Source organism: Oricola sp., from assembly GCF_022763245.1.
In the GTDB taxonomy this organism is placed as follows: Bacteria; Pseudomonadota; Alphaproteobacteria; order Rhizobiales; family Rhizobiaceae; genus Oricola.
The window spans coordinates 465977-489956 of the sequence record NZ_JALEGV010000040.1 but is presented as its reverse complement, the minus strand read 5'-3'; the positions used below and the strand labels follow the sequence as shown (position 1 = coordinate 489956).

The 23980-nt window shown below is 65.5% G+C and carries 22 protein-coding genes; 11 read left to right on the top strand and 11 right to left on the bottom strand.

Annotated elements, in window-relative coordinates:
• Window positions 1–26 precede the first annotated feature (26 nt).
• From MRY80_RS19780 to MRY80_RS19765, 4 genes are all read left to right on the top strand, one after another.
• Window positions 27–1202 carry an ABC transporter permease gene (locus MRY80_RS19780; RefSeq protein ID WP_293293057.1) on the top strand — a complete coding sequence of 392 codons (1176 nt, stop codon included), beginning with the start codon at window positions 27–29 and terminating at the stop codon, window positions 1200–1202.
• The gene (locus MRY80_RS19775; protein ID WP_293292811.1) at window positions 1202–1999 is read left to right on the top strand and encodes an ABC transporter ATP-binding protein; all 798 of its coding nucleotides are present in this window, start codon (window positions 1202–1204) and stop codon (window positions 1997–1999) included. The genes MRY80_RS19780 and MRY80_RS19775 overlap by 1 nt, the downstream gene beginning before the upstream one ends.
• Window positions 2000–2002: 3 nt before the next feature.
• Window positions 2003–3376 (top strand): MlaD family protein, encoded by a 1374-nt coding sequence (locus MRY80_RS19770; RefSeq protein ID WP_293292810.1) that lies wholly within the window; start codon window positions 2003–2005, stop codon window positions 3374–3376.
• Window positions 3377–3462: 86 nt separating this feature from the next.
• Window positions 3463–4056, top strand: a complete 594-nt coding sequence (locus tag MRY80_RS19765; RefSeq protein WP_293292809.1) for an ABC-type transport auxiliary lipoprotein family protein — start codon at window positions 3463–3465, stop codon at window positions 4054–4056.
• Between the two features lie 83 nt (window positions 4057–4139).
• Here the strand turns inward: MRY80_RS19765 and MRY80_RS19760 are convergent, their stop codons facing one another.
• Window positions 4140–9344 (bottom strand): hypothetical protein, encoded by a 5205-nt coding sequence (locus MRY80_RS19760; RefSeq protein WP_293292808.1) that lies wholly within the window; start codon window positions 9342–9344, stop codon window positions 4140–4142.
• A 308-nt stretch (window positions 9345–9652) separates the two neighbouring features.
• On the opposite strand from MRY80_RS19760, the gene MRY80_RS19755 reads away from it, so the two are divergent.
• The 5 genes from MRY80_RS19755 to folK all read left to right on the top strand — a co-directional run bounded on the left by MRY80_RS19755 (window position 9653) and on the right by folK (window position 12387).
• The gene (locus MRY80_RS19755; RefSeq protein ID WP_293292807.1) at window positions 9653–10018 is read left to right on the top strand and encodes an Hpt domain-containing protein; all 366 of its coding nucleotides are present in this window, start codon (window positions 9653–9655) and stop codon (window positions 10016–10018) included.
• A gap of 266 nt (window positions 10019–10284) precedes the next feature.
• A complete protein-coding gene (locus tag MRY80_RS19750) occupies window positions 10285–10605 on the top strand; it encodes a 2Fe-2S iron-sulfur cluster-binding protein (RefSeq protein ID WP_293292806.1) in 321 nt (106 codons plus the stop codon).
• A 28-nt stretch (window positions 10606–10633) separates the two neighbouring features.
• Complete coding sequence (gene folP, locus MRY80_RS19745) at window positions 10634–11497, top strand: dihydropteroate synthase (protein ID WP_293292805.1); 864 nt, start codon at window positions 10634–10636, stop codon at window positions 11495–11497.
• Window positions 11498–11528: 31 nt separating this feature from the next.
• Window positions 11529–11900 carry a dihydroneopterin aldolase gene (gene folB / locus MRY80_RS19740; protein ID WP_293293055.1) on the top strand — a complete coding sequence of 124 codons (372 nt, stop codon included), beginning with the start codon at window positions 11529–11531 and terminating at the stop codon, window positions 11898–11900.
• On the top strand, window positions 11893–12387 hold the full coding sequence (folK, locus tag MRY80_RS19735) for a 2-amino-4-hydroxy-6-hydroxymethyldihydropteridine diphosphokinase (protein ID WP_293292804.1): 495 nt from the start codon (window positions 11893–11895) through the stop codon (window positions 12385–12387). The genes folB and folK overlap by 8 nt, the downstream gene beginning before the upstream one ends.
• Before the next feature lie 12 nt (window positions 12388–12399).
• On the opposite strand, the gene MRY80_RS19730 is transcribed toward folK, so the two are convergent.
• The 4 genes from MRY80_RS19730 to MRY80_RS19715 form a co-directional block, all read right to left on the bottom strand.
• Entirely contained in the window at window positions 12400–12924 is a 525-nt protein-coding gene (locus MRY80_RS19730; RefSeq protein ID WP_293292802.1) for a hypothetical protein, read from the bottom strand.
• Between the two features lie 108 nt (window positions 12925–13032).
• On the bottom strand, window positions 13033–14127 hold the full coding sequence (locus tag MRY80_RS19725) for a TIGR01620 family protein (RefSeq protein ID WP_293292801.1): 1095 nt from the start codon (window positions 14125–14127) through the stop codon (window positions 13033–13035).
• Window positions 14124–15578: a YcjX family protein gene (locus MRY80_RS19720; protein WP_293292799.1), complete on the bottom strand. Its 1455-nt coding sequence runs from the start codon at window positions 15576–15578 to the stop codon at window positions 14124–14126. The genes MRY80_RS19725 and MRY80_RS19720 overlap by 4 nt, the downstream gene beginning before the upstream one ends.
• Window positions 15579–15656: 78 nt before the next feature.
• Window positions 15657–16163 carry a histidine phosphatase family protein gene (locus MRY80_RS19715; protein WP_293292798.1) on the bottom strand — a complete coding sequence of 169 codons (507 nt, stop codon included), beginning with the start codon at window positions 16161–16163 and terminating at the stop codon, window positions 15657–15659.
• Between the two features lie 296 nt (window positions 16164–16459).
• On the opposite strand from MRY80_RS19715, the gene dksA reads away from it, so the two are divergent.
• On the top strand, window positions 16460–16825 hold the full coding sequence (gene dksA / locus MRY80_RS19710; protein ID WP_293293054.1) for an RNA polymerase-binding protein DksA: 366 nt from the start codon (window positions 16460–16462) through the stop codon (window positions 16823–16825).
• A 112-nt stretch (window positions 16826–16937) separates the two neighbouring features.
• Here the strand turns inward: dksA and MRY80_RS19705 are convergent, their stop codons facing one another.
• A complete protein-coding gene (locus MRY80_RS19705) occupies window positions 16938–18200 on the bottom strand; it encodes a flagellar biosynthetic protein FliO (protein ID WP_293292797.1) in 1263 nt (420 codons plus the stop codon).
• A gap of 186 nt (window positions 18201–18386) precedes the next feature.
• Between MRY80_RS19705 and MRY80_RS19700 the strand changes: the two genes are divergently transcribed.
• Complete coding sequence (locus MRY80_RS19700) at window positions 18387–20966, top strand: PAS domain-containing sensor histidine kinase (RefSeq protein ID WP_293292795.1); 2580 nt, start codon at window positions 18387–18389, stop codon at window positions 20964–20966.
• Between the two features lie 11 nt (window positions 20967–20977).
• On the opposite strand, the gene MRY80_RS19695 is transcribed toward MRY80_RS19700, so the two are convergent.
• The 5 genes from MRY80_RS19695 to MRY80_RS19675 form a co-directional block, all read right to left on the bottom strand.
• Window positions 20978–21166 (bottom strand): hypothetical protein, encoded by a 189-nt coding sequence (locus MRY80_RS19695; RefSeq protein WP_293292794.1) that lies wholly within the window; start codon window positions 21164–21166, stop codon window positions 20978–20980.
• A gap of 235 nt (window positions 21167–21401) precedes the next feature.
• Window positions 21402–21824: a hypothetical protein gene (locus MRY80_RS19690; protein WP_293292793.1), complete on the bottom strand. Its 423-nt coding sequence runs from the start codon at window positions 21822–21824 to the stop codon at window positions 21402–21404.
• Between the two features lie 86 nt (window positions 21825–21910).
• The gene (locus tag MRY80_RS19685) at window positions 21911–22075 is read right to left on the bottom strand and encodes a hypothetical protein (protein ID WP_293292792.1); all 165 of its coding nucleotides are present in this window, start codon (window positions 22073–22075) and stop codon (window positions 21911–21913) included.
• Between the two features lie 108 nt (window positions 22076–22183).
• Window positions 22184–22933 (bottom strand): metallophosphoesterase family protein, encoded by a 750-nt coding sequence (locus tag MRY80_RS19680; RefSeq protein WP_293292790.1) that lies wholly within the window; start codon window positions 22931–22933, stop codon window positions 22184–22186.
• Window positions 22934–23088: 155 nt separating this feature from the next.
• The gene (locus MRY80_RS19675) at window positions 23089–23847 is read right to left on the bottom strand and encodes a gamma-glutamylcyclotransferase (protein ID WP_293292788.1); all 759 of its coding nucleotides are present in this window, start codon (window positions 23845–23847) and stop codon (window positions 23089–23091) included.
• Between the last annotated feature and the right edge of the window lie 133 nt (window positions 23848–23980).

Below are 23980 nucleotides of genomic sequence, written 5' to 3'. Positions count from 1 at the left end.
ATAGCCGCATGGCGAATGCAATGCATATGGGAATCGACGCCGAGGGCGCAGCGCCGCAGGCTGCACGGGTCGAGGCGGTCGCGGAAAACGGGGCCGCACGGCTGGTCCTGTCCGGTCCGTGGGCGAGCCATACCGTTTCCGCGGTCGATGCCGAGATGCGCCGCCACGAGAGGGAAACCTCCGGCAAGCACGTCACGCTCGACCTTTCCGACATCACCTATCTCGACACGGCCGGCGCCTGGCTCGTCCATCGCATGACGACCGCGGTCGAGTCCGGCGGCGGCGCGGCGACCGTCGAAGGCGCCCGCGAATCGCACACGGTGCTGCTCGACGCGGTGCGCGAGGCGATGGAAGGCATGGAAGGCCAGTCCGGTGAGGACGCGGAAGGGCCCGCCGATTCGCTTTTCACCCGGTTCGTGATCGGCGTCGGCAAGGCGGTCTATGCCTTTCGCGACGATTCGATGCTGGCGCTGCACATGATCGGCGCCGCCGTGCGCGGATCGCAGATGAAGCTCGGCCACGGCAACGGTCTCAGCCTCGCGCCGGTCGTCAGCCAGTTGGACCGCACCGGCGTGCGCGCCATCCCGATCATCGCGCTGATGTCGACGATCATCGGCGCGATTATCGCCCAGCAGGGTGCGTTCCAATTGCGCTACTTCGGCGCCGAGATCTTCGTCGTCGATCTGGTCGGCATCCTGGTGCTGCGTGAAATCGGCGTGCTGCTGACGGCCATCATGATCGCCGGCCGCTCGGGCAGTGCGATCACCGCCGAGATCGGTTCCATGAAGATGCGCGAGGAGATCGACGCGCTCACGGTGATCGGCCTCAATCCGATCGGCGTCCTGGTGTTCCCCCGTCTGGTCGCGCTCGGCATCGCGCTGCCGCTTCTGACCGTCATCGCCGACATCACCGCGCTTCTCGGCGCCATGTTCATCGCCAAGGTCTATTCCGGCATATCGCCCGACGCTTTCATCACGCGCGTCCGCGACGCGATCGACCTGACCTCCGTGTTCGCCGGTTTCATCAAGGCGCCCTTCATGGCGTTTATCATAGGCATCATCGCGTCGGTCGAGGGCATGAAGGTCGGCGGAAGCGCGGAATCGCTGGGCGAACGAGTCACGGCCTCCGTGGTCAAGTCGATCTTCGTGGTGATCGTCGTCGACGGCGTCTTTGCCATGTTCTACGCAGCGATCGATTTCTGATGAACACGCACCCGCCCGTCATAAGCGTCCGCGATGTCCACGTGGAATTCGGTCAGCACGTGGTCCTGCATGACCTCGATCTCGACGTCCGTCGTGGCGAGATCCTCGGCTTCGTCGGGGCGTCGGGCACGGGCAAGTCCGTCCTGCTGCGCACGATACTCGGCCTCAACAAGAAGCAGGCCGGCAGCATCGTCGTGTTCGGGCGCGACCTCGACAGGATCGAGGACGAGGAACGCATCCAGGTCGACATGCGCATGGGCGTGCTGTTCCAGCACGGCGCACTGTTCTCCGCCCTGACGGTGATGGAGAACATCCAGGTTCCGATGCGTGAATATCTTTCCCTCCCGCGCAAGCTGATGGACGAACTGGCGCTTCTGAAGATCGAACTCGTCGGCCTGCAACGCAGCGCTGCCGACAAATATCCGTCGGAACTGTCGGGCGGCATGATCAAGCGGGCAGCGCTTGCGCGCGCCCTGGCGCTCGACCCCGACATCGTGTTCCTCGACGAGCCCACATCGGGCCTGGATCCGATCGGGGCCGCGGAATTCGACGAATTGATCGCAAAACTGCGCGACACGCTCGGCCTGACCGTTTACATGGTGACTCACGATCTCGACAGCCTGTTCACCGTCGCGGACCGCATCGCGGTGCTCGGTGAGAAGCGGGTTCTTGTCGTTGGAACGATTGAGGATATGCTGCAAAGCGAAGATCCTTGGGTCAGGTCCTATTTCCGTGGCAAACGCGCGCGACGGATTGTTACGACTGAAGAAGATGCCGCTGCCGGGGCGGGTGTGTGAATCATGGAAACCAAGGCCAACTACGTCACTGTCGGCGCGTTCACCTTGCTGATCTTCCTTGCGGGGTTCGCGATCGTCTACTGGGTCGCCCGTGTCGACACGACCGGCGAGAACGTCCGGCTGGACGTCGTGATCGAGGGGTCGGTGACCGGCCTGGGCGTTGGCAGCCTCGTCAAGTTCAACGGCATCGATGTCGGCAAGGTCACGGGCCTCAGCTTCGACAAGGACAATCCGCGCCTCGTCATCGCACGCACCACCGTGAAGCGGGGCCTGCCGATTTCCAAGGCGACGAAGGCCGTCCTCGGATCCACGGGACTGACGGGGATCGCCCATATCGAGTTCGAAGGCGGTGATTCCGACGAAACCAGCATCTTCGACCTCGCCGAGCAGCGCGGCGACATCGCGACGATCAAGGCCGATCCGTCGGCCGTCGCCAATCTGCTCGCGACCGCGCAGGACATCTTCGACCGGACCGACCGCATCCTCGACAACCTCGAGACGGTCGTGACGGAAATTCGCGACCCGTTGCAGGAGACCCTGTCCGGCGCCGCGTCCTTCAGCAAGGCGCTCGCCGACAACTCCGACGAGATCAACACCTTCCTCAAGGGGGCCGGGGATGTCGGCGAAGCTCTGGCCGACGTTTCCGCCAAGCTCGACGGTTCGCTGAAGCGGGTGGAGAGCCTGCTCGTGGCGGTCGAGCCGGAGAAGCTCTCCTCGATCATCGACAATGTCGATGGCTTCACCAACAATCTGAGCGGTGTCTCCGACAAGTTCGAGGGCGTCGCCAACAACATTTCGTCGGTTGCCGAAGATCTCCAGGGCGTCGGGTCCCGGCTGACGACGACGATCGACAAGGTCGATGCGGTGCTCGGCGCCGTGCAGCCCGACAAGATCGCCGCCGCCGTCGAGAACGTCGCGAGCGCGGGCGAGGCGGCGCGGGCATCCCTTGCGGAGGTCGAAAAGGCGACCAAGGGACTGGGCGAACGCCAGGAAGACATCCAGCAGATCATCTCCAACACGCAGCAGCTCGCCGAACGCCTCAACGCGGCATCCGTGCGCATCGACGGCATTCTCGCCAAGACGGACAGCCTGCTCGGCTCCGACGAGGGCGAATCGATGATGGTCGAGTTGCGCGCGACCCTGAAATCGTTCCGCGAGGCCGCCGAGACCCTGAACACCCGGATCGACACCATCTCCGCCGGGGTCGAGCGGTTTTCCGATCAGGGCCTGCGCGATGTCCAGTCGCTGGTCAACGAGACGCGTCGCTCCGTCACGCGAATCGAGCGGGCCATCACCGATATCGAGCGCAATCCGCAGCGCCTGATCTTCGGCGGCGATGGTGACGTAAAGACATACAACGGTCGGCAGAGGCGTTGACAGGCAATGCTGGGCCTTTATCACACGTCGAGAGGTTGCGGGCGCGAGATCGATCTCGCCAGCCGTCCACAGGGTTACAGGTCGCGATGAAACTTCTGCGCGCAGGACAGGTCACCTTGGTGTCTCTCGCCTTGGCGGGATGCAGCGCCATCAGCGGCGTCATGCCGAGCGCTGACACCTATGAGCTGGGTGTTCCGACGATCAGCAAGGCCGGACCGGTGCGTCGCGGCACGCAGATTCTGGTTGCCGAGCCGCAAGCGCTGAAAGCGCTCGATTCTCAGAACATCGTTGTCCGCACCGATCCCTTGACGATCCGCTATCTCGGCCGGTCGCAATGGAGCGACCGGTTGCCTCGGCTGGTTCAGATGCGGCTCGTGCAGGCGTTCCAGAACTCCGATCGGTTCAAGGGTGTCGGGCTGCCGGGGCAGGGCCTTGCGATCGACTATCAGATCGTCACCGAAATCCGTTCCTTCGGCGTGGATGCCGGCGCGAATTCCGCGCATGTCGCGATCGCCGTGAAGATCCTCAACGATCGCAACGGCGTCGTTGCCAGCGAGCGGGTCTTCGAACAGCGGATCACAGCCGTCGACGGCAGCAACGAGGCCTATGTCGCGGCGATCGACCGCGCTTTCGCCGACGTCGCCAGCGATATCGTCGTCTGGGTGACAGGGCGCCTCTGATCTGATCGCCACTTGCTGGAAATGAAAAAACCGCCGGGCTGGTGTCAGCCCGGCGGTTTTCTGTGTCGCGATCGCGGCAGCGCTTATTTCAGCTTGCCAGCCGCATGCGCCAGCATGGTGTAGACCTTGCCCGTGTCGGACGACAGGTAGGTCTGGGTCATCATGTTGTCGCGGTCGTTCTTGGCGACGTCGCGCAGCAGCCGTTCGAAGTCGCCGATATAGCGGTCGACGGACGCACGGAACGTGCCGTCATGCTCATATTTGCGCTTGATCTCGTCGAAGGTCTGCTGGCCCTTCAGCGTGTAGAGCCGGCGCGTGAACACGTTGCGTTCCCCGCGGCGGTAGCGCTCCCACAGCTCGATCGCGGCGTCATGGTCGATCGCACGAGCGATGTCGACGGACAGCGAGTTGAGCGATTCCACGGCATGCAGAGGCTCGCGCGACTGGTCGGCCTTTTGCGCCGGACGCGGGGCAGGCTGCTCTTCCTTGGAAGCGCGGCGCAGAAGGTCGCTGACCCAGCCACCCTGCTGCTTCTCCGCCTTGTCGGCATCCTCCTGCGGGGCGCGCATCGTCGCGGTCGCCTGCGCCGTGGAGCCTTGCGCGCGCGGAGCCACATTGCTGACGGGCTGCTGCTGCGGCGCCACCTTCACGGCAGCCGAGGATCCGCCGCCGGACGACGAAGGTACAGGCTGAAGATTGGGCCGCTTGCCGCGACGGTCGTCGCTGCCGCCGACGTCGAAGGCACGGCCGGAGCTCTCCACGATGCGCGACAGTTCCTTCAGCGCGTTGATCTGTTCGGAAACGGCGCGGCGCATCGCACCGGTGGATTCGCGCGTCTCTTCCGGCAGCTCGAAGATGCCCTTGCGGACTTCTTCGCGCGTCTGGGTGAGTTCCTTGCTCATGTCGCCGACGACGCGACGCATCTCGCTGGTGGCCGCCTCGAAGCGCTTGAGCGAGGCTTCGATGACTTCGCCCACATTCTGCGAGACGGCTGCCGCGGACGAGCGCGCCGTTCCCTCGGCTTCCTGGGCCGCCTCGCGCAGCCGGCCGGACAACTCGTCGGCGGATTTGCGGGTGCGTTCCTCGACCTTGTTGAAGGCGTCCGTCACCACGCTCTCGAAGGAGCGCATGAGATTGCCGATCTCCTCGGACTTGCTGACAAGACCCTGAGACAGGTTCTCCAGCGCTTCACGGCGCTCTTCAAGCCGCTCCGACACGCCGCTCTGGGCCGTGTTGAGCAGATCCGAGGCGCTTGCCAGCACCTTGCCATGCTCTTCGAAGCGCGCGGCGATCGAGGCGACCTCTTCCAGCGTCCGGCTGGACACGTCGCCCAGACGGGACATGTTGCCGTCGAGGACGTTGACCGAGCTCGCGATCGAATCCGCGGCGCGGTTGGCCTTGTCGGCAAAGTTCGACGTGGTTTCGGACAACTGGCCGTCGATCTGGCCGAGATTGTTCCGGGCCTCGCGGATCAACTCGCCCAGGTTCGAATTGGAACTGGAGAGGCGATTGATCAGGGCGTCGACATTCTCGACCAGTCCGCTCTGGGCCTGCTCGACGGCCGAAACCGTATCGGCCGTGCGGCGTGCGATCGCGGTGATCAGCGCCGCGTTCTCGGCCTTCAGGCGTTCGGTCGCGGCGGTGGTCGCCTGCTCGAGTTGCTCGGCAAGTTCGCTGCCGTCCTTGGTCAGGCGTTCCAGCAGCGGGCGCGTGGAATCGTCGATCAGGGTGCCGAGGCCCTCGGCATGCGAGGCGAGCATGCCCGACACTTCGTCCGTGCGTGCGATGAAGGCCTTGATGGCTTCCTCGGTGGAGCCGCCGATCATCTGGGAGGCATCCTGTGCGCTGGAGCGCAGCGATTCCAGCATCTGTTCTGACTGCGAGCGGATGAGCGCGGCCTGTTCGGCCAGCTCGTTCTGGTTTGCCGCCAGAACCTCGGTGATGCGACCCTGGTTCGCCGAAATCTGGTCGGAGAGCCGCTCGGTCAGGTCCTTGCCCTGGCTGTCGATCACGCTGCCGACCTTGGTGGCTTCGTCTTCCAGCTCGGCGCGGGCGACGGCGACGCTGTCACGCAGCGTGCGCGCCACCAGGCCGGCGCTGTCTTCCAGCGTCTTGCGCACGTTCTCGATGCCCAGGGACAGTGCCTTGCGCATGGTTTCGGCGCGCTCGTCGACGATGTTGGTGTTCTTGGCGAACAGCTCTTCCAGAGCCTCCGTGCTGCGGCCAAGCGTGTCGACGGCTGCGCGCGTGCGCTCCTCGATCGCCGCTTCCAGGCCGCCGGCGCGCTCGTTGAGCAGGGCCTCGATGCGGGTGTTGCCCTGGGCGAGGATCTGCTCGAGAGCGTTGGTCGCGTGGCTGAGTTCCTCGACCAGCGTGCTCGAACGCTGGCTGAGCGACGCGGTGAGGCGCTGGGACTTCTCTTCCAGCGACGTGTCGAGGAAGGCCGTCTTCTCGTCCAGAACGGAGGTGAGCTTGCTGGTGTTTTCCGACAGGTGCTCGGCCAGACGGTCGGAGAGGGTTCCGATCGTGTCGCCGAACGTCGAAGACTTCTCTTCGAACAACGCGGTGTGCGCGCTCAGCCGCTCGGACAGCGCATCGGTCAGGGAACCGAAGTTCTCGCCGATATTCGCGGTGTTGGCCTCGAACTGCGCCGCCTGCTGGAGCATGCGCTCCGACAGGTTCTCGGTGATCGCGCCCATGTTGTCGCCGACGCGCGAGGCACGTTCCTCGAAATTCTCCGTCTGCTGGTGGATGCGATCCGCCAGGGCGTCGGTGAGCGAGCCGATGTTCTGGCCGACGCGCTCGGCGCTCTCCTCGAACTGGCTCGTGTGCGCCAACAGGCGGTCGGACAGGCCCTGGGTGAGCGAACCGATGTTGTCGCCGGCGCGAATCGCGCTCGATTCGAACTGCTCGGTGTGCTGCAGCAACCGGTCCGACAGGGCGTCGGTGAGGGTGCCGATGCTTTCGCTGATCTGCGCGGCGCTCGTCTCGAACTGGCTGTTGTGGCCGATCATGCGATCCGACAGCGCTTCGGTGAGGGCGCCGATGTTCTCGCCGACATTCGTGGCGCGCGCCTCGAAATCGGTGATGCCGCTGTGCAGGCGGGTGTTGAGCATTTCCGACGCGTTGACGATGCTCTCGTCGAAGCGGCTGGTGTGCTCCTCGAACTGGGCGGCGCGTTCATGCAGCCGCGCGGAGACCGATTCCACCTGGACCTCGATCGATTCGCGGAAGCTCGACGCGCTGTCGTTGAGCATGCGCGCCTTTTCTTCCAGCGTGTTCGTGAGCTGGGAGGAGTAGCCGCCGACACGATCGACCAGCAAGCCGGCCTGGGCGTCGAATTCCTGGCCGAAGCGGGTTGCCGTTCGGGCGAACTCGTCGGAGCGGGAGTCCAGCGTTCCGGCGAACTCTTCCACCTTGCGGCCCAATTCGTCGGTGAGGGTGCGCGTGCGGCTGCCCAGTTCCTCGCCGATCCGCGCGGTCTCCAGGTCGACGGCTTCGGCGAATTTCTCCGCCGTGTGGCCGACGGCCCCGTAGATCGCGGTGGTCTTCTCGTCGAGGCGGGTGAGGAAGTCGCCCGTCCTGACGGAAATCTGCTGCGCGGTGTCGTTCGTGATCGTGCTCAGCTTGGAGGCGAAGGAGGCGGACTTCTCGTCCAGGATCGTCGACAGCGACGTTTCCATGGCGGAGGTCTGCTCGGCGAAGGCCTGGCTCGCCTTGTCGGCGATCACGCCGGCCTGTGCGTTGCCGTAGGCGTAGGTTTCCGCGATCGCGCGGGTGCGCTCGAGCAGCGTCTCGTTGATCTGGCGCGCACGGGCGTCGAGAGCGGAGTTGAGCTTCTCGGTTCCCGAATTGATCGCCTGAACGCGGGTTTCGAAATCCTCCAGGAGGTGCTGGCCGCGCGAGTTGAAGGTGTTCTCCAGGCTCGCCATGCGGTCGTCGAACTCTTCGGTCATGCTGGTGGTGGTGCTGGTCAGCAGCGTCACCAGGCTGGTCGCCCGCGATTCCAGCGAATCCGCAAGCCGGCGGCTGGCTTCCTCGGTCTGTTCGTTCAGATTGGCGATGCGCATGTCGATCAGGCTGGCGAAGGCCTCGCCGGAGTTCGAAATGCGGTTCGAAACCTCGTCGAGGCGCGAGGCGATGGTCTCGTTGACCGCCTTGCTCGACTGCTCCATGCGGCCGATCAGGGACTGGCCGGCGTCGTTCAGCGACATGGTCAGCTGCGTGGAGGCGTTGCGCACATTGTCGCGAATGAAGTCCGCGGAGCCCGTCAGCTCGTCGCGCAGCTGCTCGTGCGCGCCGGCGATGGAGGCGCGCAGGCGCTCGGCATGGGTGACGATGCCCTCGCGCTCGTTGCCGAGGTCGGTCAGAAGCGAGCGGACGCGCGCCTCGTTGTCGGTATAGGCGCGTTCGAGTTCGGAGACCTCCGACTGCATGATCGCTTCGAGCTCGCTCGCGCGGGCGATCGTGCGTTCGATGCCTTCGCCCATGGCGGCGACTTCGCGGCGCACGGCCTGGCCGACGGTGACGATGCGCTCCTGCGCCATCGTTTCCGGCTCGGCGAGGCGCAGCGCGATTTCGCTCATGGACTGCGCGGTGAAACGCATTTCCTGGCTGCGCCGGATCATCATCGAGATGGCGAAGAAGCCGATGATCGGCACGACGATGGTGGCGAGAAGACCGACGGCGCCCGGCGCGTTGCGCAGCCCGTCGGCGGAGAAGATCGTCGCGGCGCCGGAATCGTAGGTGATCTGCGCGACGATCAGGCCGGCGATCGCCCACAGCACGCTGGCGATGATCGCGCCGACATGCATGCCGCCCGCGGGACCGCGCTGGAGCCGCGACAGGATGGCGGAATAGTCGAGCTTGCTGCCGTCGTCATTGGCGGGATTGAAGGAGGGCTGCCGGTTCTTGTTCTTGCCGTTGTCGGCCGGAGCGGCGGCCTGCTTGCGGGACGGCTGCTCGGGGCGCTGGGGCTTCTTGCCCGCATCCTTGGAGCGGGGCTCGGCCTTCGCCGGACGGGACTGTTCGGGACGCGAGAAATCGGCCTTGGGCGGCTCCGGCTTGGCCGGTGAAACGGGCACGCTCTTCTTTGAGGAGGGCGCGACGGGTTCGTTGTCGCTTTCTTCGGCCAGTTCGCTCGCTGCCAGTGCGACCTGGCTTTCGAAATCGTCGAGCGACAATTCGTCGTCCAACTGGATTTCGTCGTCCAGACCGGCCTCAAGTGCCTGCTCAAGCGCTGCTTCCAGGTCGCGATCAATATTCGCAACGTTTTTGTTCACAGCCATCGTCGCCTCACTCATACAGGTTGGTTCCGGCGCATAGCGCCGGATGAAACAAATACGCGTCTTCCACACCACAAAGAGGGCACAACTGTGGTGCCATGACACCCCCATGTGACCCCGTATCGTAACGGGACAGGTGTTAAAAAGGAACTGACGAATGCCCCAATTCGCAAAAGTTTAAAGAAAAGGTTAACGGTGTGCGAATCATCTTGGGACACCTCGCGCCCCGTGAATAACCTTTCGTAGGGTTAACCCCTCGGCCACCTTTTGATGACAGCATCATGAACGGGTCAACAGGGGATTGGATGGACATGAACGCTGCCCCCATTTTCGCACCACCGGACACGCCCTGCGATTTGCGTGGTGATCGCAGACCGGTGGACCTCGTCTTTCTCGCGCGTCAGACCGGCGGCGACCGTGATCTGGAGGAGGAGGTTCTTCGCCTCTTCTCCCGGCAGGCGGCCATACTCGGCGACGATCTGCGCACCGTGACCGACATCGAGGAGCGAAAGCGCCATGCGCACACGCTCAAGGGTGCGGCGCAGGCGGTTGGCGCGTTCGGCCTGGCCGACCGTGCGCTGCGCATCGAGAGCGAGCCGGGCGATCCGGCGCCGGTCACGGCACTGCTCCGCGAAGTCGAGACCGTGCGCGACTATATCGCTTCGCTCTTGCGCTGACGCCGCGGGCGCATCGAACACCGGATGCTTCGGTGGAGAAGGGCCGGCCGTGCGGTTCACGGCCCTTCGGCTTTTCGATCGCGGATAAGCGCCTTTCTCGGTCTCGGGCAACGGACCTGACGGAAACGGCCAAACACGCGGAAATTTCGCCGCAGGCCCGGCCTTTCGGGCGGTTTCCGGCGCCCGGCAGGTTGACTTTGCCGGCCTTGGGGTTAAGTCGCGGCTGACTGGCTGCCATCGCCCGCTTATCCCGTCCGGAGAGAATAATGCCGAAACTGACCGTCGTCGCGTTTGACGGAACCCGATTTGAGATCGACGCCGAGAGCGGTTCCACCGTCATGGAAAACGCCGTCAAGAACAGCGTTCCTGGCATCGAGGCGGAATGCGGCGGCGCCTGCGCCTGCGCGACGTGCCATGTCTATGTCGATGACGCCTGGTCCGACACCGTCGGAAAGCCCGACGTCATGGAAGAGGACATGCTGGATTTCGCCTTCGAGCCGAAGCCCGTCTCGCGTCTTTCCTGCCAGATCAAGATGACGGACGAACTGGACGGCCTCGTCGTCCACGTGCCCGAAAAGCAGGCCTAGGCCTGCCAGCGGCATCGTCTGCGGTTCAATGACCCGACCCGACACGGACCGGCCCGCGCAGCGTGCATGGTCGCTTGCCCATGGACGCGAGCTGGTGCTCGGCCGGCCCGGCCTCTTGATGGGCATTCTCAACGTCACGCCTGACAGCTTCTCCGACGGCGGCGAACTCGCCGGTCTCGACGACGTGCTCGCCAGGGCCGAAGCCATGATCGGCGAGGGCGCGGCCATCCTGGACATCGGCGGGGAAAGCACCCGGCCGGGCGGGGAAGCCGTGGATGCGGCCGTGGAACAGGCCCGTGTCCTGCCGGCGATGCGCGCCGTGAGCGAAAAATTCGCAGACACGATCCTTTCGATCGACACCTACCGGGCCGACACGGCCGAGAAGGCGGTCGAGGCCGGCGCCCATGTCGTCAACGACGTCTGGGGCCTGCAGCGCGAGCCGGATATCGCGCGCGTCGCGGTGTCGACGGGGGCAGGGCTCTGCATCATGCACACGGGGCGCGAGCGCGAGAAGCTTGCCGACGTGATCGAGGACCAGTTCGCCTATTTCGAGCGGTCGCTTGAGATCGCGGCGCGGGCCGGCGTGCGCGACGCGCAGATCGTTCTCGATCCCGGGTTCGGCTTCGCCAAGGATGCCGACGAGAATTTCCAGCTGATGGCGCGGTTCGAGGCCCTGCACGCGCTCGGCTATCCGCTGCTCGTCGGCACCAGCCGCAAGCGCTTCATCGGTCACGCGACCGGGCGCGACGCGAAACAGCGCGACGTGGGCACCGCTGCCACGACCGCGCTTCTGCGCGCGGCGGGCGCGGCCGTCTTCCGGGTCCACGACGTCGGCGTCAATCACGATGCGTTGGCGATCGCGGATGCGGTCCTGGCGCAGAAAACGGTATGATGTTTCACCGCAAACGGGATTTGACAGCGTGATGTACCAGATCCGCATGATGAACTGCGCGTTCTTCGCGCGCCACGGCGTGTTCGACCAGGAAGAATTCCTGGGCCAACGCTTCTATGTCGACGCCGTGCTGACCGTCGATCCGGGCGAGGCGCTCGAAAACGACAGCATCGAAGGCACGGTGGACTATGGCGAGGCGTTTCGCGAGATCGAGGCGATCGTCACCGGCAAGCGGCGCTTCCTGATCGAGGCGATCGCGCTGGAGATCGCCAAGGCCCTGTGCAGCCGTTTCCCGCAGATCGTGACCGCCGACATCACGGTCCGCAAGCCGAATGCCCCGGTGCCGGGCGTGCTCGACTATGTCGAGGTGCGCGTCGTGCATGATGCTGCGACCGATGGCTGAGCGCGTCGTCGCCTATCTCGGCCTTGGCGGCAATGTCGGCGACGTTGCGGCCTCGATGCGGGCGGCATTGCGGCAACTGGACGATCATCCGGCCTGCAGCCTGACCGCCGTTTCGCGCGTCTACCACACGCCGCCATGGGGGCCGGTGGAGCAGGATTGGTATCTCAACGCCTGCGTGCGCATCGAAACGTCTCTCTCCGCGCCTGACTTGCTGAGCCTTGTCTTGCGGATCGAACGCGATGCCGGTCGGGTCAGGGAAACCCGCTGGGGTCCGCGCACGCTGGACATCGACATCCTCTTATACGGCGCGGCGCCGGTTTCGCTCGAGAACCTGACGATCCCGCATCCGCGCATGACGGAGCGCGCCTTCGTGATGGCGCCGCTCGCCGATATCGCGGGCGATCTCGTTCTGGAGGGGCGGACGATCGGCGAACATGCCGAAGCCCTTCCCGACGAAGGGCTGAAAGTCACCGATATCGTGCTGTGAGCGTGAAGCGGCTTACTTGTTCGCGACGCGCTTGACGCGGTCGAGCTTCATCCCGATCACCGGAACCAGCGTGTCGCCAACCGTCACCGAGACGGTGATGTTGAGCTGGTTCTTCGAGGCGAGGCGGGCCAGCATCGCGCCGTCCAGCTGGTTGCGCTTCAGCGTCAGCACAGCCCGGGTGGGAGAAATCGCGCCCGCGGTCACGTCGAGGCCTTCGCCGTCGGAGCCGTCCATGAACGTCCCGGTATAGCCGTGGCCCTTGCGTTTCACGGTCGCCTTCATCTTCTGGGAGAAGAAACCGACGCGGCAGCCGCCGTCCAGCGTCATGCCGAGATTGTTGGACGGGGTCTCGCCGGAGAACTCGCAGGTGAACTTCGTGCCCTTGTATTTGCCGGCGACGATTTCGCCCGGGCCGCGCCACTTGCCTTCGATCTGCCGGAAGAAACGCGACTCGCGCTCATTCGCCTCGACAGGTGCGACGGTGGCTGCGACGGGCAATGTCGCGAGGAAACAAAGGGCCATCGAACGGATTTTCATGGCAAGCGGCTCTCATGATCGGCTGTGCGGTGATCGCATCATTGACGGCAATGGTTAACACAAACTTTGCATTGAAAGCCAGAGCGGGTTTCCGAGGCTCACGAAGTGTTACAGAGTATTGTCGGAAGGCCGCTTTTCTTCTTCCTGCGAAGCCGTCAGCGTCGCGAGAATTGCCGAGAGTTTCGGCCGGCCGACGGCGTGGAAGGGGGCGGGGCGGCAGACGTCCATCGCGGCGAGGCCGACGCGGGCCGTCATCAGGCCGTTCAACACGCCTTCGCCGAGCCGGGCGGAGAGCCGCGAGGCGACGCCGTGACCGATCACCTGCTGCACGAGGCCGTCGCCGACGCTCGCCACGCCCGTGACGGCCAGATGACCCACGACCTTGCGCAGCAGGCGCACGCTGCCGAACGCGCCGGTCCGTCCGCCATAGAGCTCGGACATGCGGCGCACGAGGCGGAAATTCTCGAAGAGAACATAGGCGATGTCGAGAAAGGCGCGCGGGCTGACGGCCGTCACCACCGAAACCCGCTTCGACGCGCCCATGACGAGCAGCGAGGCGTCGCGGTCGAGCCCCCGAAACAATTCCCGTTCGGCCAGCGCGTAGTAGTCGGCCGCATCGAGGATCTCGCCGCGCTGGTCGCGCAGCACGGCCAGTCCGGCAGCGCTCTTCGGGTTGCCGGCCATGTGCCGCACGAGTTCACGCGTCGCGCGGGACAGCCGCTTCTGGTCGGATCCGACGAGCGCGTCCGCCAATTCGTTGCGCAGGAGATCGACCGACCGCAGCCGCATTATCGCGGTGATCTCGCGGATGACCACGAGAATGACGGCGAGGGCGAGGAAGACCGCCAGGCCCAGCGAAAGCCAGCCGAGCCACGGCGCGCGCTCGAACAGGGTCCGAATGATCGAATCGATCCACAAGCCGGCCGCCAGGCTGACGAACAGGCTGGCCGCGCCGATCGCCAGCGAGCCGAAGGACCAGCCGCCCCGCTTGTCGACGTCCTTGATCACCGCCTGATCGGCGGTCATCGCCTCCTGCTCGAAGAAGTCGTCCGGCTCCATGGCGAGCGAGGGGCCGGGCTTGATCGCGCGCGGTTTGCGCCGAAGGGCAGGCGCGTCCGGCCGTACGGGCGGCGGCACCTCCTCGGGGGCGGGCTTCTCGACCGTGAAGGCGCGGGGCTTGCGGCGTTTGGCGTCGTCGCTCATGTCACGCGGTCTCCGATCAGAAATTGCAGCGCCTTGTCGAGCCGGATATGCGGCAGCGACAATGTCGCGCCCTGGGCGTCACGTTCCAGCGTCGGCGGGCGGAAACGCACGAAACGGTGCGTGTCCTGCGCCGCGCTGTCCTCCGCGAAGATGTCGTCCGGATCGTCCGGCAGGTCGCCCGGGAAGATGCCGGTCTCGGTTTCGCCGTCGAAGGTTTCGCCGTCGATCGTCTCGCCCGCGATGGGCGTGCCGACAATCACCGGAAGTCGTTCGCGGCCTTGCCGAACCGTCGCTTCGCGGGTCGCGCGGACGGCGGCCAGCGCCAGCGATTCGACCCGCGCGCCGCGCATGCCGGCCTTCGCGATGGCGCGCTGCACGAGGCGGCGCACGATCGCTTCCATCTTCGGGTGGTCTTCGTGATGCAGGTGATCGGCCTTCGTCGCCGCCACGAGCACCCGGTCGATGCTGCGCTGCCAGAGGCCCGTCAGCAGGCTGGGACCGCCGGGACGGAAGCACGACATGATGTCGCCCAGCGCCCGCTCCAGGTCGCGTACGGCCTCCGGTCCGGCATTCATGGCCTGCATCGCGTCGATCAGGACGATCTGCCGGTCGAGCCGCGCGATGTGATGGCGAAAGAAGGGCTTGATGACCACGGATTTGTAGGATTCGAAACGCCGCTCCATCATCGCCTGAAGCGAACCCCTGGCGGGTTTCTCGGCAAGCCCGGGGAGCGGCGCGAAGGTGAGCGCGGGGGAGCCTTCGAGATCGCCGGGCATCAGGAAACGACCGGGCGGAAGGGTCGAAAGGGCAAGCCCGTCATGACGGCAGGCCTGCATGTAGGTCTTGTAGGCCTCGGCGAGGTCTTGCGCCTGCGCTTCCGTCGCCGGCGCCTGCAGGTCGAGGGATTGGGCCAGCGCGAGGAAGTCGGCCGACAGCGCGGCGCGGCTGCCGCTGCGTGCCAGTTCCAGCGCTTCGGCGGAGAATTCGGCGTAGGATTTGCCGAGAAGCGGCAGGTCCAGCAGCCATTCGCCGGGATAGTCGACGATGTCGATATGCAGCCGCCCGCCGGGAAGCAGCCGGTTCCATCGGTTCGCGGAGGCGTATTCCAGCGTCAGCCGCAATTCGGAGATCGCGCGCGTCGAATCCGGCCAGACGCGGTTCTCCACGAGGTCGCGGACATGCGTTTCGTAAGCGAAGCGCGGCACGCCGTCATCCGGCTGCGGCTCCAGAAAGGCGCGCGCCAGGCGGTTGGAGTGGACGACGTCCAGCAGCGGCAGGCGGCCGCCGTGAAGCAGATTGTGCACCAGCGCGGTGATGAAGACGGTCTTGCCGGCGCGCGACAGGCCGGTCACCCCGATGCGCAGGCTGGGCGAGAACACGCCCGTCGCCCTGCCGGCGATCGTGTCGAGCGCGATGAGCGCCTCATCGCCGAGCGAAACCAGCCTTGCCACCTTGTCGTCTTGCCCCGAGCCGTTTGTTGTTGCCCGGATATAGGTATTGATTGCGGCGGCCGAAAGCCTGAGCCCGGATCAGCCCTCGGCGGGCGTCAGAAAATGCTCCAGATAGCCGGTCTTGTCGGTGAAGACCGACGCGGGGCCGTCGAAGCGAATGACCGCCAGCGCCGCCGTGCGAAAACCCCTGTGCAGGGCTTCGATCGCCCTGTGGTCGCCATCCGCGGCCAGCGCGAGCGCGGCGTCCTCGAGCATCGGATTGTGGCCGACCAGCATGACGTCGCCGTCGATACCCGCCGTTGCGGCGATCTCGAGATAACCCGGCGCGTCGGTCGCGTAGAGGTTCTGGTCGTAGCGCACCGAATTGTCGAGATGCAGGGACTGGTTGAGGGCGTCGAACGTTTCCACGGCGCGTGCCGCCGACGAGCACATCACGATGTCCGGGATCAGGTCGCGCTCCACCATCAACTGCCCCATGGTGGTCGCTTCCTCGATGCCGCGCGCGTCGAGTTTCCGGTCGAAGTCTCGCATGCCGGGCTGGGCCCAAGCGGCTTTGCCATGGCGGAACAAGAAAAGGCGGCTCACTTGGAAACTCCCTGCTGCCACGATGCGAAGCGATTACCCCGGGGAGGCGGCAAGCGCAAATCATACGTTTGTGGAAGACGGCGCCGCCACGGGCCCTCCGGATCCCGCGAGCGGTTCGCATTCGCATTTCGAGCGATTCCAAGGGCTTGATCACTTAAGTGGGAATTGGACGAAACGGAACTTGCCGCCCGGGCGTCAGGCGACTATAGAGCGCGCAAAGGCATCCAGCTGGGAGAGTTCCGGTGGCACTCAAAGACATTCCTGCTGACTATGTACCGGCTGAAGACGAGCCGTTCATGAACGACAGGCAGCGAGTCTATTTCCGCAAGAAGCTGTTGGCTTGGAAGAACGACATCCTGCGTGAAGCGCGCGAAACGCTGGATCACATGCAATCCGACAGTTCCAATCATCCCGATCTCGCCGACCGGGCCTCTTCGGAGACGGATCGGGCGATCGAGTTGCGAGCGCGTGATCGCCAGCGCAAGCTGATCAACAAGATCGACCTTGCGCTTCAGCGCATCGACGAGGGCACCTATGGTTATTGCGAGGAAACCGGCGAGCCGATCGGCGTGAAGCGCCTTGACGCCCGTCCCATCGCAACCCTGTCGCTTGAAGCGCAGGAGCGCCATGAACGCCGTGAGAAAGTCTATCGCGACGACTGATCGTCACGGACGGGCCGAGCGCCTGGTCAGGCAAGAGACATGAAAAAGGCGGGCTGCGACGGCCCGCCTTTTTCGTTTCATGCGTTCTGTTCGGATCGGCGTTCGCTCGCCGTCAGTCCTTCTGCGCCAGCTGCGCGAGCAGGCGGTTCATCTCGCGTTCGAGCGCCGCGTTTCCGGGCAGGACCGGCTTGTCGGGATCGGCCGGCGTGTCCGATTCGCCCTCGGCGGCGGCCTCCTGCGCCTCGTCGGACGCCGCGTCCTGCGGCTGCTCGTCATCGGCTTCGCCCGCCACGTCGCTGGCGCTCTCGTCCGGCTGTTCGGCGACCGTTTCAGCGTCAGCCGTCGGGGCTTCCGCCGGTTCGACCTCGGCCTCTTCGCTCGCTTGCGCAACCGGTTCCGGCTCCGGCTCGGGAGCCGGGGACCGCACCAGGGAAAGCCGGGGCCTCTGCGGCGGGACGGGCGGCAGGACCGGGGCCGAATCGATGACCGCCTGGATTTCCTCCACATCCGTGTCGCCGACTTCCGGCTCGGCGGCGTCCGCCGCCACGACCGGCTGCTCGCTTTCGTCCTCCGCCGGGGCGGGATCGATAGGCGCTTCCGGGGCAGGCTCCTGTACGGCCTCGGCCGAAATCACCTCCTCGCTCGGCGTTTCGCGGACGGGCGCGACCTCTTCGGCCGTCTCGGCTGCCGGCGCCGCATCGACATCCGCGCGCGCAACGCGAACCCGCGGCTCGTTTCGGGGAGCCGCGACGGGCGCTTCCGGCGCCTCGACGCGCACGGGCTTCACCTCGACGGCAACCGCTTCCTGTTCCCGGACGGGCGCCGGTGTCCGGATTTCCGGTTCCACGGGCGCGGCGGGCGGCGGCATCTGAACATCCGGCTCGCGCCGGACAAATGCTGTGGCGGCGGCAGCGGCAGGCCGCGAATCGACCTTCGGGTCCGGCGTTTCAGGCGCCACGGGCTGGCGGCGCGTCGCGGGCCGGGGGGCGGGCGCGGCAGCAGGGCGCGGGCGCGCGGCGGGCACGGCGGGATCGCGCGGGCGGCGGTCGCGCGCCGGAGCGCCTTGGGCCGCCTCGCCCTGTGTCTTGCCGATGCCGCTTTCGATCACGAAGTCGTTCTGTCCGCCGATCATGACGAGATGCTCGACCTCGTCGCGGCGCACCAGCACGACGCGGCGCTTGCCGTCGACGGTCGCCGCCTCGATCACCGAAAGGCGCGGCCGCCTGCGATTGCCGCTGAGGCGGATGCCGCGCGCGATTCGCCGGCTCAGGCTCCACACCATCCAGAGCGCGACAAGAACGATGATGCCGCCGGTAATGTAGATCGTGTAAGTCGCGGCCGTCTCGCCCAGCAGTTGCGTCAACCACTCAGTCATCGCGTGTCCTCATTCGTGTATCCGGCGGTTTGCCCGGTCTGCCGCGCGGAAGGTGTTAGCAATAGCATATGGCCATGACAATTTTAATCGCCGGGACTTTCGCGCCGGGGATCTTTGTGATTCAACCCATGTCCAAGCGCCAATGCGGGCGACTAGAGGAACATGGGTAAAGCCGGAAAACCTGCCATGGCGAGCCAGGACAGGGTGCTCGACGCACTGGGTAACCAGCCGAGCGCGGCCGTTCGGCTTCTCATCCTCGGTGTCGCATCGCTTGTGGCTGCCGCTTTCCTTTTCTTCTATCGCGATACCCTTAACGAGACCTTCCTGCTCGTCATGCTGGGCATTCTCGCGATGGTGGGCGTGTTCTACCTGTTCGCCTCGGCGATCGGCTTCGTGGAATTCGCCCATGGCGACCGGGTGCAGGATGTGGGTCGCGCCTATGCCGACGCGATGCCCGACGGAGTCTGCATTCTCGATGACCGCGGCAGCCTGACCTATTTCAACGACGCCTATCGGGAGATGACCGGCGCGACGAGCGCCGAGGACGTTCAGCCGCCTGATTCGGTCCTGTCGCGCCATGACGACGCGGCGAATGCGGTCTACCGGCTCGCCAACAGCCTGATTCGCGGCGACGAGGCGGACGAGGAGTTCCGCCTGCAAAGCGGCCTGCAGCGCAGCGAGGGCGGGCCGCGCTGGTATCGCGTTTCGGTGCGGCTGTTGCCGGTCGGGCGGCGCAAGGCCCCGATGAGGGTCTGGCGCCTCGTGGACATCACCACCGAGCGCGAGGACCAGGAGGAGACCTTCCTCGAACTGCAGAAGGCGATCGACTATCTCGACCACGCGCCGGCCGGCTTCTTTTCGGCCGACGCGCAGGGGCGGGTTCAATATGTCAACGCGACGCTGGCGAGCTGGCTCGGCATCGACCTGACCGCCTTCGTGCCGGGGTCGGTCGCGGTGTCCGACATGGTCGCGGGCGAGGGCATGGCCATGGTCAACGCCGTGCGCGCCGACCGGGGCGCGACGCGCACCTCGACCATCGACGTGGACATGATGCGCGCCGACGGCGTCAGCGTGCCGGTCCAGCTGATCCACCGGGTGCAGGGAGCCCGGCAGGGGCTTCCCGGACAGACATTGACGATCGTCCTGAACCGGTCGGAGATCGGCGAAAGCACCGACGATCTAAGGGCTTCGGAAGTGCGCTTCACGCGCTTCTTCAACTCCACGCCGATGGCGATCGCCGCGCTCGACATGGAAGGCCGAATCCTGCGGACCAACGCGCCCTTCATGAACCTGTTCGGGGCGGTGACGAGCGCCGACGACGTGGCGGGCCGCATCCGGTTTGCGGCGCTGCTGCAGGGCGATTCGGTGGAGCGTTTCAAGAAGGCCTTCGCGGCGGCGCGCGCGCACCAGGCGAAGATCGAGCCCTTCGACACGGTCATCGGGCCGTCGACCAACGAGCGCCATTTGCGCGTCTTCGTCAACGCGGTCAGCGGACATGGCGAGCCGGGCGGCGCGCATGCGACGGAAGAGGCCGCCATCCTCTACGCGATGGACACCACCGAGCAGAAGGCGCTCGAAGGGCAGATGGCGCAAAGCCAGAAGATGCAGGCGGTCGGGCAGCTTGCCGGCGGCATCGCGCACGATTTCAACAACGTCCTGACCGCCATCATCATGGCGTCGGACCTGCTGCTGACGAGCCACCGACCGTCCGACCCGTCCTTCCCGGACATCATGAACATCAAGCAGAACGCCAACCGCGCCGCGTCCCTGGTGCGCCAGTTGCTGGCGTTCTCGCGGCGCCAGACGCTGCTTCCCGAAGTGCTTTCGCTCACCGACGTCCTTGCCGACCTGCGCATGCTGCTGTCGCGGCTCGTCGGCAACGCGATCAATCTGCAGATCGAGCACGGGCGCGACCTGTGGTCCGTGAAGGCCGATCTCGGTCAGTTCGAGCAGGTGATCGTCAATCTCGCCGTCAACGCCCGCGACGCGATGCCGGACGGCGGCGACCTGACGATACGCACGCGCAACGTCTTCGAGAAGGACTGCGACGAGTTCGGCTATCGCGCCTTTTCGCCCGGCGACTACGTCCTCATCGAGGTCAAGGACAGCGGCACGGGCATCCCGCCCGACGTGCTGGAGAAGATCTTCGAGCCGTTCTTCACCACCAAGGAAGTGGGCAAGGGGACGGGTCTCGGCCTCTCCATGGTCTACGGCATCGTCAAGCAGACGGGCGGCTTCATCTATGCCGATTCCGAGGTGGGCAAGGGAACGACGTTCCGCATCTTCCTGCCGCGCCATGTGAGCACGGACAACCAGAAGCCGGCACCGAAGGCGGAAGCCCCGGCGCCGGAGAAGAAGCGCGACCTCTCCGGAACGGCGAGCGTGCTGCTGGTCGAGGACGAGGACGCGGTGCGCATGGGCGGCGTGCGGGCGCTGACCTCACGCGGCTATACGGTTCACGAAGCCTCGAGCGGCGTGGAAGCGCTGGAATTGATGGAAGAGCTCGAGGGCCAGATCGACATCGTCGTTTCCGATGTCGTGATGCCCGAGATGGACGGCCCGACGCTTCTGACGGAACTGCGCAAGACGCATCCCGACATCAAGTTCATCTTCGTTTCGGGCTACGCCGAAGATGCCTTCGCGAAGAACCTGCCGGAAGGCGCGAAGTTCGGTTTCCTGCCCAAGCCCTTTTCGCTCAAGCAGTTGGCGACGACGGTCAAGGAAATGCTCGAGGACGACAGCCAGGCGTCATCCTCCGGTTCCTGACGGAAAGAGAGTTAGCGGCGGCGCCTTGCGCGGACGGGTACGGGCTGCAGGCGCGTCGAGGCGTGGCCGACCTGGTTGAGCTCGATCGCGCGCAATGCGATCGAACGGGCCTCGGAGAACAGGCCTTGCGCCTTGAGCAACTTCGCCTGCTTGATCATGATCCGTGCGAGATCGAGAAGCAGGGTGGGGCGGCTGGACATGACGAGGGGCTCCTTTGTCTGTCGTCCATGAACGGCGTCGCGGTTCGAACGAACTCATCCTTCCCGCGAAATCCGGAGATCCACGCTCCATCTTTCGGGCGGACAGCGCAAGCGAACAAAGTTCACGTCTGCGTGACGCCCTGAATCGTTTCTCCCGCAATTATTACGCACCCTTAGGCGCGGTGGATCAAGCCCCTTGCCGTTTCGGCGTTAACGGCGGTGCGGAGCGGTCGTCTCAACTGATCGGGATGCGGCAATCGGGAGCGGGCTGGTCGGCATCGGCGCGCACGCCGTACCAGGCGAAGCGATCGGTTCCCTGGTCGGCCATCCAGTATCCGTCGAAGCGTGCGGCGTCAGACGAGAAGGTGAAGACGGCCGGTCCCTCTCCATAGAGGTCGCGCCAGCGCAGCGCCACGCCGTTCGCGCCGGAGGGCAGGCCTGCGAGAATGTCGCCGGAAACCTCGCGGCCGTCGGATTCGATGAAGACGTAGGAGCCGGACAGACCGCCGCCGGAAAGCGCGAGCACGGTCTCGATCGGCGACCATTCGCCGCCGGAGACGGCGCAGCCGAGATAGCGGCCGGCGAAGCTGTCGAGCGATCCGGCCGAGGCGGCCGTGGAGGAAAAGAGGAGGAAGAGAAGAGGGGCGAACCGGAACATGCAGTCAGCCTGCCAAGTTTTTTCCGGTTCGCAAGGGGGCATCTGTGCCGGGATGGAGGTCGAGCCGCCCGGCCGTGCCTGTGCCCTTAGTAGTTGCGGAACTTGCCGCGTTCGATCTCGCGCATGCGGCGCTCAACGTCCTGGATCGAGCACGAGCGTTCGAGATAGTCGTTTTCGATCTTCTGGCGGGTGGGAACGGCGAACACGTCTGCGATGCGTCCGAATGCTGCCTTGAAGCGATTGTTGGCCATTTCGTAGTCTCCTTGTATGCCGGCAAGATAATGCTGCAGTGCGGCATTGTGCAGTGCCCGTCCCGCAAGGCAGCCATTCGCCTCGTGCATGGCCGCCGACGGAGAGCTCTACCGGCAGTCAAGCGCCTCGACCTTCGACACGGTGACATGGTCGCCATGGTCCGAAGTGCTCAGGAAAACAGGCGCGGCGTCGTCTTCCAGGACCGCGCAAGTCAGGTGGCCGGAGTGGAAGGCGCCGGTGTCGACGGCGATCCGGTTGACGTGGATCTCCGGCCCGGAGGAGATGGTCGGCGTGTGGCCGTGGACGACCGTTCTCGGCAGCGGGTCCTTGAAGTTCAGGAACTCGCCGCGGATCCAGCGGGTCGTCTCCGGATCCTGCGCCGCCAGCGGCAGCGACGGGTCGATGCCGCCATGGACGAAGCAGTAGAGATCGGTCTTGAGCATCCAGGCGGCGGCGCGAAGCGCGGCGAGATGGCCGGCGAAATCCTCTTCGAAACAGCGGGCGATCTCGTCCATGCTCTGATGGGCGCGAAATCCGTAGGAGACGAGCGTTTCCATGCCGCCATTGTTCAGCCACAGCCGCCTTGTGCGGGCGCGATCCGTGTCGTCATCGACGAAACGCAACAGCATCTCCTCGTGATTGCCGAGGATCAGGCGCGACCCGCGAAATTCGCCGAGGGCGGCGATGACGAGATCCATCGTGCCGCGGCTGTCCGGCCCGCGGTCGATCACGTCGCCGAGGAAGACGAGGCGCGGCTTGCGCTTCCGGCGCGCGGCATCCTCGCGGATCGCGGCCAGAAGAGGCTCCAGCAGGTCGCGTCGACCGTGAATGTCACCGATGGCATAGAGGAGAGGCATGCGTTTCGCTTGTCAGGAAATCCACGCAACATGCATGAATTCGTCTATCTTTTTCGTCCCGTGCCCCGCGTGTGAATGTGGCTTTTATTCCTCGAAATTCAAGATGCCGGCGGCCCGAAGAGCCACGTTCAGGTCAATAATGACGATCCGCGTCATCAGGTCGCGGCCGGTCCCTCGTCGGCAAGACCGTGCGCGGCGCGGTAGGCGCGCACCTCGTCCAGCAGGCCGAAGACATGCGGGTCGTCGATGCCCAGCGCCTGGAAGTGGTCGGCGAGGTTCGCCAGATATTCGAGGCTGCTGCCGAGCCGCCCCGTGCCGGTCGCGATGAAGCGCACCTGGTCGTCGCGCGCGATGTCGCGGCGGATGGTCTTGGCGGCGGGGTTGGCGACGAAGGTCAGCGCGTCGACCGTGCCGAAACCGGTCGCCACCGGGACCATGGTCGGCACGTAGGAGCCCATCAGCATTTCGCGCTTGAACAGGATCGCCGTCTCCGCCTCGACCAGGTCGGCGGCGATGCGGAAGGCGAGGCCGTCGCAACGATCTCCGACGTCGAGCGCGGCCATCAGGCCGGGCTTGTCGGCCGTGCCGCGCCCGCCGCGCGTGTCGAAGAGGCAGAAGGCCCGTTCATAGCCGTCGATCCGGCCGTGGCGGACCTCGGCGAAGAGGAAGGCCGGGTTCCACATCAGCGAGCCATAGGCGAACACCCACAGATCGCCGCTGTGGCGCGCAAGCGCCTGTCGCCGCAGCGCCTCGCGCTTCTCGTCGCTGTAGCGCCAGTTGTCCGGCATGCCCTGCGCCTTCATCTGCGCGTCGAGGTCCGACGGCTCAAAGCCGCGGAAGGACGACGCATGCGGATCGATGATCCGGGAGCGCAGGACGGGATGGTGGATGAAGGGATCGGGGAAATCGGTCACTGGTTCGATCTGGTCGCTCGCGATTGCAGGTTCAACAGGATGCCGCCCGATGCTAGGTTCGACGCCTTCTTCCGTTGGGGAAACATCGTGGCGGCATGTGTTCCGCCGCGAATATGGCACCCGACGGGGCGAG